The following is an 11929-nucleotide window of genomic DNA, read 5'->3' as shown; positions in this document are numbered from 1 at the left end:
AGAAAATCAGTAGTAATAGTTAAAATAAAAAATCATGAAAAAATTAAGACAAATTATGACAGCAAGTTTATTAAGCGCCGTTGCATTATCAGATGCACAAGCACAAGATATCGATCATAAATTAGATGTGATCAACCAATTGACAACACCGTCTCATGTTTCTGTAATGCCTGTTTCTTCGCTGTTAAATGCGCCTGGAAACGAAGCTTTAAGAGCTTTCTTTTTTAATCCTGTAAAAGACAAAACAGTTTTAAAAGGAAAAAAAATCGCAGTACTTGCTGCAGACGGTTTTGAAGAAATAGAATTGACAGGCCCTGTGTGGTATTTTAGAGAATTGGGCGCACAAGTTGATATTGTGTCGCCAAAATACAATCCTGCTCCAGCAAGATACGGATTAAGCAGTCCAGAAATGGCAAAAACGCACGTTATGGCCATTCAATATTTACAGCCCGTTGGATGGATAAAATTTGACCGAACAGCAGATCAGATTAAAGTAAGCGATTACGATGCTGTATTTATTCCGGGAGGCGCGTGGAATCCTGATAATCTTCGTTACGACAAAGACGTTATAAAATTCATTCAGGATTTTAATAAATCGGGGAAATTGATTGCTGCCATTTGTCACGCACCGGTTGTATTGGCTTCGGCTGATATTTTAAAAGGAAGAAAATTGACGGGATATTGGAACATTCAAATCGATCTTAAAAATGCAGGCGGAATTGTTTCTGATCAGCCCGTGGTAGTTGATGCCAACATTATAACAAGCAGACATCCGATTGATGTAGCTGATTTTTCGAAAGCAGTTGAAAGCTGGTTAGTTAAGAAAAAGTAATTCGATACATTACTGCTGAATTAAATATAACGGGAGATAAAATTTTGTCTTCCGTTATCATTTATTTTAACGAATCACTTGCCAATCATTCGTTTACGAAGTCTGCTTAGAGATTCTGGTTTTATGCCAATGTAAGATGAAAGCTGATTCTGCGAAACCATCTGAAAAAGATAAGGTTCTTTTTTTAAAATGGTTTTATATCGTTCTTCGGGAGTTTGAAAATGAAGCATTTCCTCTCTTTCTATAATGATTAAATAAGCATATTCGGCTATTAGCCTTCCAAATTTTGACCAGTTAGGAGAACTATGATATAAGTTTTCTACCTGTTCATATTCTAAAGCAATTACTTTCGAATCTTCCATCGCTCTGCAATAGTATTGAGCTGTTCTTTGCGTAATGAAACTAGCGAAATCTACCAGAAAATCATCTGGTTTTGCAAATCGGCAATTGATTTCGTTTCCTTTATAATCTACATAAAACATTCTAAAAAAACCACTTTCTATAAAGTATATATGACGGCAGATTTCTCCCTGCTGTAAAAGGTCGGTATCTTTTGCCACTTCCCTCCTTTCGATAATCGGAAGCATCAAATTATACTCTTCATCAGACATCGGAACAAATGATGTTATAACAGTTTTAAGTGCATCCATAGCATTAAGTTAAGAGAAATAACTTCTCTAAAATTAGATTTTATTCTGCTAAATACAAAATGCTTTCTTTTTAAAATCTAAATGATTAGTTCTTAACCAAAGTCAACGATGTTCCTCAAGTACCCGCTCTACCTTTGTCATGTAAATAAATTGAAAATCAAATAATTAAAAAACATTTCATTTAAAATAATCTATTACTAATCATTAAAAAAACTTAATCATGAAAACTAAATTTAACATCGACGCTAAAGCACACAATCCAAAATTAGGATTCAAAATTCACTTTCTTGTTTTCCTATTGGCAACTCCAATAATCTTCCTTATTTGGTATTTAACAGATACTACTTATCCTTGGCCACTTTGGTCTACTTCTGCATGGGCAGTTGGAGTTCTTTTTCATTATTTGGGTGTATTTGTGTTCAGAAAAAATAAAATCTAATCTCAATAATCATGGAAACAAACAACACAACATTCAGACGTATCGTAACAGGACATAATGCAGAAGGAAAAGCAATTATAGTTTCTGACGAAGTTCCAACGAGAACTTTTATGATTGGCGGACCAAATGGAGCCAAATTTCATGAGGTTTGGAATACGAAACAAACTCCTGCGCTAATCGACAGCATTTCTAAAGATCCTGAAGAAAACGGACTTATTCTTGGTCCTCCAAAACAAGGAACAAGAATACGAGTGATCGATTTTCCGCCAGAAGGTGATGAAATACGCAATCTTACTCAAGAACAAGCTTTTGAACATTTTAAAACGATGAGCGGAGAACATGCTTCAAAAGCTGGTGGAAATGCGCCTCATCCTTTAATGCATAAAACCGAAACTATTGATTACGGAATTGTTCTAGAAGGCGAACTAACTTTGATTGTGGACGAAGGTGAAACAACGGCAAAAGCAGGAGATATTATTGTACAACGAGGCACTAATCATGCTTGGAGCAATCGATCTGGAAAAGTCTGTCGTGTTGTTTTCATTTTAATCGATGGACAATTTGAAGAAAATCTTCGCTAAATCTAAATAACTACTATCATGCGAGTAAATCCCATACAACCAGAAACAATGAACGCAGAAGTGCGCTATGTACACGACGAAGTTGTAAAACTTATTACCACAAGCCAAGGGCCAGTATCAATGCTGAATAACGAAGGTGCTTTAACAGGTCCATTTCCGCCAATGCTTGGATTTCCTCAGTTTGGAATTCCTGCTTTAAGTTTTGTCCGTTCATTAGACAATCATGCAACACTTTCTAAAAAAGTACGAGAAGTGGCTATTCTCACTATTGGTGCAGCATTTGGTTCGCGTTTCGAACTTTATGCCCACGAAATTATGGCTAAACATTTTGGCTTTTCAGCCCAAGCAGTTGCATCGTTGGCATCGGGAATTCGTCCAAATGAATTAAATCAAGAAGAAACTATGGCGTATGAAATTGCTTCTGTGTTAGCCAAAGGAAGAATTGTTCCTGATTCATCTTATAATCTTGCCAAAGAAATATTAGGACAAAATGGAGTTGCCGAACTTATCTTTTTAGTTGGCGCTTACACCCTACTTGCAACTGTTTTAAATGGTTTTGATGTTCTTTCCTAACTTAAAAAACATCCAATTTTAATAAAAAATAATACAATGAAAATTTTAAAAACAATGAAAAAATCGAAAATGAATTCGCAACCCTTAAAAACAATATCAAAACTTTTTCTGCTGTTGTTTACTACAATCTCAAGTGCATCATGTACAAATGATGATAATGCAAATATTAAAAAATCTCCAGTTGTATTGGTACACGGCGCGTGGCAGGCATCATACGTATGGGATCAAACCGAGAAAGACTTAAAAGCTGCTGGTTATAATATTACTGTGGTAAAATTGCCTGGACACGGAGACGATACAACTCCTGCCTATCAGGTTTCGTTTCAGGCTTATGTTGATGAAGTGAAGAAAGCGGTTAATGCTTATAACGAGCCTGTAATTTTAATTGGTCATAGTTTAGGAGGAGCTGTAATTACTAAAACTGCTGCAGAAGTTCCTCAAAAAATCAAAAAACTGATTTATATTGCTGGTTTTATTCCGCAAAGTGGAAAAAGTGTTTTAGATTATTCTCAAATGGATACGGCTTCACTTTTACCTCCATCATTAAAATTGTCTGATGATCAAACTTTGGCCGGAATCGTTAATCCAGAAGTGAATCTTCCTAAAATATTTGCTCAAGATGCAACAGATGCCCAAAAACAATTTCTTGTTTCTAAGTACAAAGCAGAGCCGACAATTCCGCTTGGAACACCTTTAACTTATAAAACAGAAGATTATAATTTGGGAGGGAAAAAATATTACATCTTCACAACCGCTGATAATACTATTACCTACAATTTTCAGCAAAAAATGGCAAAAGAAGCAGGAATTACAAATACTTATACTATAAATTCTGGGCATAGTCCGTTTATATCAAAATCGGCTGAGCTGACTAAACTTATAAAAGAAATTATAACAAAGTAATTTCTTGGCAAACTTTTAAGCAATAAGGATTTTAAATTTAAAACTCTAAATCAATGATTTAGAGTTTTTTTTTATTGCTTTTTCTAGCATCTCACTCGGCATCTTTTTCTGTAAAAACTCTATATGCAAATTCATCCGGACCACCCATAATATAAAAAGTGGTTTATTTTGAATATACCACAAGATAGTACATTTGGCTATAGCTAATGTATATCAACGATTTTACAAGATTAAAAATGAACAAACAAATACGACACGATTGGAGCAAAGAAGAAATTCAGGCTATTTATGACCAGCCTTTATTAGAATTGGTTTATCAGGCTGCGACTGTACACCGTGAATGGCATAAAGCATCAGAAATACAGGTATGCACATTACTTTCTGTAAAAACAGGCGGTTGTCCCGAAGACTGTTCTTATTGCGGGCAAGCGGCACGTTATCATACCAATATCAAAGTTCAGGCTCTTTTACCAACTGAAACAGTAATTGAACATGCCCAAAAAGCAAAGGAAAATGGTTCTTCTCGTTTCTGCATGGCTGCTGCTTGGCGAGAAGTTCGAAATAACAAAGATTTTGATCGTGTAATTGAAATGGTAAAAGGTGTTAACGATCTCGGATTGGAAGTGTGCTGCACTCTAGGAATGCTAACCGAAGAACAGGCGCTACGTCTTCAAGATGCAGGTTTGTATGCTTATAATCATAATTTAGATACTTCTGAGAGCTATTACGATGAGATAATCAGTACGCGTAAATTTGATCAGCGTTTGGACACGATTAATAACGTTAGAAAAGCTGGAATCACGGTATGCTCTGGCGGTATCATAGGTTTGGGAGAAAGTAATGCGGATCGTGTTTCTATGCTGTTAACTTTAGCTACGATGTCTGTTCATCCTGAATCTGTTCCAGTAAATGCATTGGCTCGAGTAAAAGGAACACCTTTAGAAAACAATCCAAAAGTACCTATTTGGGATATGGTTCGAATGATCGCTACAGCGCGTATTATTATGCCAGCTTCTATTGTCCGCTTAAGCGCAGGACGAATTGAAATGACCGAAGAAGAACAAGCATGGTGCTTTATGGCTGGAGCCAATTCTATTTTTACTGGCGAACGCGAAACTTTATTAGTAACGCCAAATCCAGGAGTATCTGAAGATATGCAGATGTTTCAAAATCTCGGGCTTAAACCTTTAAAGAAAGAAAATAAAAGCAGTTGTTCTGTTATCTAAAAAACATAAAAAAAGCCCTCATTTTCAAATCAGAGGGCTTTTATTTATTGCTTATTTCCAACCTAAAGCTGGAGCAACATGTTCCAGAATAGAAGATAATACATGTACGTTATAGTCAACGCCCAAAGTATTTGGGATAGTGAGTAATATCGTATCTGCTTCCTGAAGAGCTTCGTCCTGAGCCAATTCTTCAATTAATTTGTCAGGTTCGGCTGCATAACTTTTTCCAAAGATGGCTCTTTTATCTTGTTCGATATAACCAAAACTATCATTGGCTTTAGCTTGTCCGCCAAAATAATATCTATCTTGATCGTTGACTATTGCAAAAATCGAACGGCTTACAGAAACTCTTGCTTCACGCTGATGTCCTGCTTTTTTCCAAGCTTCTTTATACAATCTTATTTGTTCTGCCTGCTGAACATGGAAAGGTTTGCCGTTTTCGTCATATTTAAGAGTCGAACTTTGCAAGTGCATTCCATTTTCTGCTGCCCAAATAGCAGTAGCATTAGATGCAGCTCCCCACCAGATACGTTCTCTCAATCCTTCAGAATGTGGCTCAACGCGCAATAAGCCCGGCGGATTTGGAAACATAGGATACGGATTTGGTTCTGCAAATCCTTCGCCTTTTAATCCTTCCAAAAAATCCAATGCTTTTTTGCGGCCCATATCAGCATCGGTTTCACCATTTTCAGGTTCGTAACCAAAGTAACTCCAGCCATCAATAACTTGTTCTGGCGATCCTCTACTTATTCCTAATTGCAATCTTCCTCCAGATATTAGGTCAGCTGATCCAGCATCTTCCAGCATATATAGCGGATTTTCGTATCGCATATCGATAACACCAGTTCCAATCTCAATTTTACTCGTTTTAGCACCAATTGCCGAAAGCAAAGGAAAAGGCGATGCTAATTGCTGTGCAAAATGATGCACACGAAAATAAGCTCCATCTAAACCAATTTCTTCTGAAGCTACCGCTAAATCAATAGATTGAAGCAGAGTATCTGCTGCATTACGAGTCTTATATGCCGGATTATTAGACCAATGTCCAAAAGATAAAAATCCTATTTTCTTCATAAATGACTCCTTTTTTTAGTATTTCAAATATACGCATCAAAAAGTGAGTAGCTATTACTTTCTAAGTAAATTAACTGTAATTTATATCTGATTATAGATTCTGAATCATAATTTCTTCTTTGATAAGCTTTAATTGCCTAAATCCATAAAATAAAGTCTTATTTTCTTAATGTTCTTCAAATCTCTTTTTCAAAATTACGAAACAAATAACATTAATAGATTGAGTTTTTTCTTTCAAAAGTTAATTTTATTATTATATTAGTAGCAAAAATCTTATAACTATGAAAAAAAACTATTTCTTAAAAGGCATATGCCTTTTTGTACTATTCTTTATTATTTCCTGTTCAAAGGACAGCGAATCGGATGTCACGAGCATCAATAGTAAAAATGAAAATTTTATTCAGTTGGCAATGGCCAAAGAAATTGCGGGATCAGTTTCTTTCGATAAAAACAATGGTGCTGCCTCAAAAAGCACTGGTTTTGCTGAACAAATAAAAAAAACTATCAAGACCATCAATGAAGTAAAAAACGAAAGTGGTAACACCTCATTTTACGTAATAAACTACAATGAAGGTGGATTTATCATCCTTTCCGCAGATAATAGAACAGAACCTATCTTAGCATTTTCTGAAGAAGGCCAATTTACCGTTAATGAAGCTGCTTATCCGTTAGGCCTTAAATATTGGATGACCGATGCTAAAAAACAAATCAACGATATTCAGCATTCAAATTCTAAACAAACCGCATTAACGAAACAAATGTGGAAAAAAATAAAGCTGACATCTAGAGCAACAGATCAAAATACATCTAGAGAAACAAATGCAAATAAAACCGCAAGCGTCCCAATTGAAGAATGCTATGAACATACAGAAACTACTACTATTGGCCCTTTATTAAATACTAAATGGTACCAATATGATGGTTTCAACTCTTCACTAGGATATATAAACTGTAGCGGAAGCAATTTTCAGGTTTATGCAGGGTGTGTTCCAATTGCTATGGCGCAAGTAATGAAATATTACAGCTATCCTACTAGATATAATTGGTCAGCAATGCCAACAAATTATGCAACTACAACGACAGCAAATTTAATTTTAGACATTCATAATTCTATAAATTCGGCATTTCCTCCTGGAAGAGGTATAACTTATAATTGTGATGGAACTGGTGTTAGTTCTGATTACAATATGGGTTTTGTATTAAAAAATTACTTTGGTTACACTCGTGCAGACTGGGCAAATTACGATCAAGAAACAGTTAAAAACAATCTTAATTATGGAAGACCAGTAATATTAAGCGGAAGCGGTGCAAGTGGCCATATGTGGGTTTGTGATGGTTATCTTGCAACTAATTTTTACTTTGATGATTGCACAGGAGTTGGAACACTGATGCTTAGAATGAACTGGGGCTGGTATGGAGGATATAATAACGGATGGTACGCATTCGATAATTTTAATCCAGGTGGCTCGACTTACAATAACAACAGAAAAATGATCTATAATATTACTCCTTAAAGTATAAAAATCATAAAAACCTAAAAGCTCATTTCTTTGTAAATGAGCTTTTTTTATAAAAACATTTTAAAAACAACAAACCCGCTTGACAATTCAAACGGGTTTTCATTTTATTTCTGTATTGAATTTCTCAAATCCATTATGAGTATTTCACAAAATTAATAATATGTTTTGAAGTCAATTCTGGAAATTGATGTTGAGGCGCATGTCCAGTTGCGGCATAAACAACCATTTGAGCATTTGTCATCTGATTAAAAATAGTGTACCAATTTTCGACAGCAAAACTTATATCATGATCTCCTGAAATAATCAAAATTGGTGTTTTTGTTTTTTTAATCTGTTCTCTAAAATTTAAATCATCTTCTCTAAAACCATCTCCTCCTCCAAAATATAATTGAAAAACATCCATTGTAGAAGGAATTTTTTCCACTTCAATTTTTTTATGGATTCTGTCGTGTGAAGCTTTCGCAGCCAATTTACTAGATTCTGATTTTGGTTCGAAGAACAAAACTATCTCGTCTTCAAAATCATTTAATGGTTTCAAAGCTGCATCATAAAAAGCTTGCTCAATCGGAACCTCATTTTTTCCTGGAGGATTTGTTCCAACCAATATTGCATGCGTTACAAGATTAGGATATAGCAAAGTAGCAGCCTGCGCCACTAATCCGCCATAAGACCAGCCTAAAACAGCAATAGAATCTAATTTCAAAATATCAGCAAGATCTTTAATGTCCTTTGCAACAACGGTTATATCTGGTGTCAAAGTACCTGTAGAGGAGCCAATTCCTGTATAATCAAATACAATAACATTAAATTTTTTAGCCAACAATGCAATAAATAGCGGATCCCAAGTATCGAGAATTCCTCTAAAACGGTTCACAAAAAATATCGCTTTCCCTTTACCATAAGAGCGATAAGCAATTTTACGATCGCCAGCATCGGCATAACGTGTCTCTGCATCATAAATTTTTTTCATAATTATAATTTAAAGATTGGTTTCAAAATAATTCTTTTGCATTTGCGACAGTCAAAGATTAAACCAAAACACAAAACCTATTGAATACAAAGGCTTTACATTTTTATACTGTATTAAAAATCATGATATTTCAATACTTAATCTTCTTTTTAACGATATATAATAATTCTAAAAATGTCTTCAGTTAAGAATACTCTTATAATCAACACTTTACCAAAAAAGGCATTGCTTTTGTTCCTGTAAATCAAATTGTTCTGCATTCAAAAAAATAATCTAATTAAGCTGATATGTATTTATCTAATAAAAAAACGATTATGTTTATTACAGGAGCATTTGTAAATCATTCCTGCTGGAAAGAATGGATTATTTTTTTTGAAAGTAAAGGTTATAAAACCGTAGCGCCGCCTTGGCCACACAAAAATGAATCTTCAAGTGTTTTAAGACAAACACATCCGCATTCAAAAATTGCTACAATTCGTCTCAATAATTTATTGGATTATTACACCGAAATCATTGAAAAATTGCCTGAAAAACCAATTCTAATTGGGCATTCTTATGGAGGTCTTTTGACACAATTATTAATTCAGAAAGATTTAGGATATGCCGGAATTTGCATACATCCTTTTCCTCCTGGCAAAATGCTATATTTCAATTTTTCCTTTTATAAAATCATTCCGCGTTTTTCAGATTGTTTTATTTCGAAACAAAAAACCTATTTATTGTCTTTAAAAAATTGGAAGCATTTTTTCAGCAATCAAATGTCTTTTGAAGAACAGAAAAACAGTTATGAAAAATTAGTTATTCCTGAATCCAAATTAGTTTTGGGCGATATATTTTCTAAATCGGCAAATATAAATTTCAAAAACAGACACAATCCTATTTTATTTTTGGCAAGTTCTGAAGACCATTTTATTCCGCCATCAATAATTTATTCCAATTTTAAAAAATATAAAAACATACATTCTATCACCTGTTACAAAGAATTTCGAGATACCGATCATCTAGTTTTAGTCGATCGAAATTGGGAAACTGTTGCTGAATTTATCGCAAATTGGCTAGAAAAAATTGCTTAGCTAATTTCTTTTTTAATTTCCAGTTTCTTTATTTTAGAATTTAAAGTTGAAGGATGAATATCTAGAATTTCTGCTGCACCGCCAGCTCCCGAAATTTTTCCATTGCATTTTTTTAGAATATATAAAATATAATCTCTTTCGTTTTCTAAAATAGTCTTTATCGAAAATGGCTCAGAAACCTGTTCTGGATGCATTTTAGAAGACGTCGAAAGCTCTATTTCTTTTATCGTATTTCCTTCTGTCAATAAAATGGCGCGTTGCATTACATGTTCAAGCTCTCTGATATTTCCTGGCCAATTGTAATTCATAATTTGCTGCAAAGCAAAATCGGAAAGATTTGGAGCTTTTCTGCCCATTTTTTCGCTGTAGACTTTTATAAAATGATTGGCAAGATCTGGAATATCTTCTTTTCGCTTTTTTAGAGAAGGAACAATAATCGGGAAAACGTGAAGACGATAATACAAGTCCATTCTAAATCTTCCAGCAGCTACTTCTTCTTCCAAATTTTTATTTGTGGCCGCAATAATTCTAACATCAATTTTTAAAGATGACGTTCCGCCAACGCGTTCAATTTCTCTTTCTTGCAAAACACGCAATAATTTCACCTGAAGCTCGAGCGACATCTCTCCTATTTCATCAAGAAAAACAGTTCCGCCATCTGCCAGTTCAAATTTTCCAATTCTTCGATCTACAGCTCCCGTAAAAGCGCCTTTTTCGTGTCCAAAAAGCAAAGATTCTGCAAGGTTTTCAGGAATCGCTCCACAATTGATTATAACTAGCGGCTTCTCTTTTCTATCAGATAAAGCATGAATACTTTGTGCAATTTTCTCTTTTCCAGTACCGCTTTCGCCTAAAACTAAAACGGAAGTATCTGAAGGAGCCACTTTTCGGATATAATTAAAAACGGAAATCATTTGCGAACTATTACCAATAATTCCTTCAAAACCGACAGCAGTTGTTTCTGGTTTTTCTTTTTTTATTTCCTTTTTTTGAAGTGGTAAACTCGTTTCTTGTGTCGAATAAATTTTAGCAATAAACTGAGAAAAAGTATGCTCGAGTGCTTTCAAAAGCTTTAAACTTTCCTGAGAATAAACATTTAGGTTTCGGCTGTAAAAAGTAAAATGATAGCTCTGGATCGCGGCAATTGAGATAGGAAAAATCAAATACGATTTTATTCTAAAATTATGAGTTATAAGAGCTTTTATTGGCGCTTCCTGCAAATTATTAATTAATGATTCTTCACTATAAATAATGGCTTCTTTATCAATTTTTGACTTTTTGTAAGTCTCATCAATTTCTTTCAGAGATAAATCTGTTATTTGAGAAAGCTTTTTAGAATCGACAATTTGATAGAGATCAATATTTTTGCGAATGATTCCTAGATTATCGTAATGTGTTGTTGTGACAAATCCTGTTTCTAAATAATCAAACGGAATAAAAGTCTGGATAATTTTAGCGAAAGCCAGAAGCGCGTCGTCTTTCTTTACATTTGAATTTATAATCTCTGTAATTTCTTTTTGAAGCTGAAACTGCTGCATTAACTGCGATTCTAAACTATATTGCTGACGAAAAAATGCTATTTCTAAAGTTGTCAAAACATCCTGATCTCGAAAAGGTTTTACAATAAATCCGTAAGGATGAGTTGTTTTAGCCTGATCTAAAATACCTTTACTCGAATTCGCCGAAATAAATATAAATCCGATATATTTTTCTTTAAGATAATGAGCCAGTTCTATTCCGTTTCTGCTCCCTTTTAACATGATATCCAGAATAACTAAATCTGGTTTTTCGATCTGAATCTGATCCAAAGCCTGCTCAACCGACCGTGCAATTCCTGTTACTTCATAATTTGCTTTTTCGAGAATTAATTGCAAATCGTGCGCTTCAATAAATTGATCTTCTACAATTAAAATTCGTTTTTTCAAACCTGAAGAAACAGCTTCATATCCGTTATCGGGAGACTTTTTCATAAGTGAGTAAATTTTGTCTTATATTGCACTTAATTAATTGATACAAAAATAGTTAATTATACTAATTAAAATTAGTCGTTTCCAAATTTAGATAAATAAAAATCACAATTAACCGTAA

General features: G+C 34.2%; 12 protein-coding genes. 8 read left to right on the top strand and 4 right to left on the bottom strand.

Annotated features, from left to right (window positions below; genetic code table 11):
- Positions 1 to 34 precede the first annotated feature (34 nt).
- Positions 35 to 832, top strand: a complete 798-nt coding sequence (locus V6624_RS14925) for a DJ-1/PfpI/YhbO family deglycase/protease (protein WP_111290713.1) — start codon at positions 35 to 37, stop codon at positions 830 to 832.
- Between the two features lie 74 nt (positions 833 to 906).
- Here V6624_RS14925 and V6624_RS14920 read toward each other — a convergent pair whose 3' ends face one another.
- Positions 907 to 1482, bottom strand: coding sequence for a Crp/Fnr family transcriptional regulator (locus V6624_RS14920; protein WP_111290711.1), 576 nt, complete (start codon positions 1480 to 1482; stop codon positions 907 to 909).
- Between the two features lie 220 nt (positions 1483 to 1702).
- On the opposite strand from V6624_RS14920, the gene V6624_RS14915 reads away from it, so the two are divergent.
- The 5 genes from V6624_RS14915 (at position 1703) to bioB (ending at position 5204) form a co-directional block, all read left to right on the top strand.
- Positions 1703 to 1921: a 2TM domain-containing protein gene (locus V6624_RS14915; RefSeq protein ID WP_111290709.1), complete on the top strand. Its 219-nt coding sequence runs from the start codon at positions 1703 to 1705 to the stop codon at positions 1919 to 1921.
- Positions 1922 to 1932: 11 nt separating this feature from the next.
- The gene (locus V6624_RS14910; protein ID WP_338839129.1) at positions 1933 to 2502 is read left to right on the top strand and encodes a cupin domain-containing protein; all 570 of its coding nucleotides are present in this window, start codon (positions 1933 to 1935) and stop codon (positions 2500 to 2502) included.
- Positions 2503 to 2520: 18 nt separating this feature from the next.
- Positions 2521 to 3075, top strand: a complete 555-nt coding sequence (locus tag V6624_RS14905) for a hypothetical protein (RefSeq protein WP_338839127.1) — start codon at positions 2521 to 2523, stop codon at positions 3073 to 3075.
- A 36-nt stretch (positions 3076 to 3111) separates the two neighbouring features.
- The gene (locus tag V6624_RS14900; protein ID WP_338839125.1) at positions 3112 to 3978 is read left to right on the top strand and encodes an alpha/beta hydrolase; all 867 of its coding nucleotides are present in this window, start codon (positions 3112 to 3114) and stop codon (positions 3976 to 3978) included.
- 236 nt (positions 3979 to 4214) lie between these two features.
- A complete protein-coding gene (gene bioB / locus V6624_RS14895; protein WP_338839124.1) occupies positions 4215 to 5204 on the top strand; it encodes a biotin synthase BioB in 990 nt (329 codons plus the stop codon).
- Positions 5205 to 5255: 51 nt separating this feature from the next.
- On the opposite strand, the gene V6624_RS14890 is transcribed toward bioB, so the two are convergent.
- Positions 5256 to 6278, bottom strand: coding sequence for an LLM class flavin-dependent oxidoreductase (locus V6624_RS14890; RefSeq protein WP_338839123.1), 1023 nt, complete (start codon positions 6276 to 6278; stop codon positions 5256 to 5258).
- A 281-nt stretch (positions 6279 to 6559) separates the two neighbouring features.
- On the opposite strand from V6624_RS14890, the gene V6624_RS14885 reads away from it, so the two are divergent.
- Positions 6560 to 7792 carry a C10 family peptidase gene (locus tag V6624_RS14885; RefSeq protein ID WP_338839122.1) on the top strand — a complete coding sequence of 411 codons (1233 nt, stop codon included), beginning with the start codon at positions 6560 to 6562 and terminating at the stop codon, positions 7790 to 7792.
- A gap of 139 nt (positions 7793 to 7931) precedes the next feature.
- On the opposite strand, the gene V6624_RS14880 is transcribed toward V6624_RS14885, so the two are convergent.
- A complete protein-coding gene (locus tag V6624_RS14880) occupies positions 7932 to 8768 on the bottom strand; it encodes an alpha/beta fold hydrolase (protein ID WP_111290697.1) in 837 nt (278 codons plus the stop codon).
- A gap of 287 nt (positions 8769 to 9055) precedes the next feature.
- On the opposite strand from V6624_RS14880, the gene V6624_RS14875 reads away from it, so the two are divergent.
- Positions 9056 to 9841 carry an alpha/beta hydrolase gene (locus tag V6624_RS14875; RefSeq protein WP_338839121.1) on the top strand — a complete coding sequence of 262 codons (786 nt, stop codon included), beginning with the start codon at positions 9056 to 9058 and terminating at the stop codon, positions 9839 to 9841.
- Here the strand turns inward: V6624_RS14875 and V6624_RS14870 are convergent.
- Positions 9838 to 11811, bottom strand: coding sequence for a sigma 54-interacting response regulator (locus tag V6624_RS14870; protein WP_338839119.1), 1974 nt, complete (start codon positions 11809 to 11811; stop codon positions 9838 to 9840). The two genes, V6624_RS14875 and V6624_RS14870, sit on opposite strands and share 4 nt — an antisense overlap.
- Positions 11812 to 11929 lie beyond the last annotated feature (118 nt).

This window comes from Flavobacterium ginsenosidimutans (assembly GCF_037478105.1).
Lineage (GTDB): Bacteria > Bacteroidota > Bacteroidia > Flavobacteriales > Flavobacteriaceae > Flavobacterium > Flavobacterium ginsenosidimutans.
The sequence above is the reverse complement of the archived record's forward strand: the minus strand, read 5'-3'. Positions and strand labels throughout refer to the sequence as shown.

Bases quoted from the DNA above. Each gene is read 5' to 3' on its own strand.
- V6624_RS14890 (WP_338839123.1), bottom strand. From the start codon at position 6,278: ATGAAGAAAATAGGATTTTTATCTTTTGGACATTGGTCTAATAATCCG.
- V6624_RS14910 (WP_338839129.1), top strand. From the start codon at position 1,933: ATGGAAACAAACAACACAACATTCAGACGTATCGTAACAGGACATAAT.
- bioB (WP_338839124.1), top strand. From the start codon at position 4,215: ATGAACAAACAAATACGACACGATTGGAGCAAAGAAGAAATTCAGGCT.
- V6624_RS14905 (WP_338839127.1), top strand. From the start codon at position 2,521: ATGCGAGTAAATCCCATACAACCAGAAACAATGAACGCAGAAGTGCGC.
- V6624_RS14900 (WP_338839125.1), top strand. From the start codon at position 3,112: ATGAAAATTTTAAAAACAATGAAAAAATCGAAAATGAATTCGCAACCC.
- V6624_RS14925 (WP_111290713.1), top strand. From the start codon at position 35: ATGAAAAAATTAAGACAAATTATGACAGCAAGTTTATTAAGCGCCGTT.
- V6624_RS14885 (WP_338839122.1), top strand. From the start codon at position 6,560: ATGAAAAAAAACTATTTCTTAAAAGGCATATGCCTTTTTGTACTATTC.
- V6624_RS14875 (WP_338839121.1), top strand. From the start codon at position 9,056: ATGTATTTATCTAATAAAAAAACGATTATGTTTATTACAGGAGCATTT.
- V6624_RS14915 (WP_111290709.1), top strand. From the start codon at position 1,703: ATGAAAACTAAATTTAACATCGACGCTAAAGCACACAATCCAAAATTA.
- V6624_RS14870 (WP_338839119.1), bottom strand. From the start codon at position 11,811: ATGAAAAAGTCTCCCGATAACGGATATGAAGCTGTTTCTTCAGGTTTG.
- V6624_RS14920 (WP_111290711.1), bottom strand. From the start codon at position 1,482: ATGGATGCACTTAAAACTGTTATAACATCATTTGTTCCGATGTCTGAT.
- V6624_RS14880 (WP_111290697.1), bottom strand. From the start codon at position 8,768: ATGAAAAAAATTTATGATGCAGAGACACGTTATGCCGATGCTGGCGAT.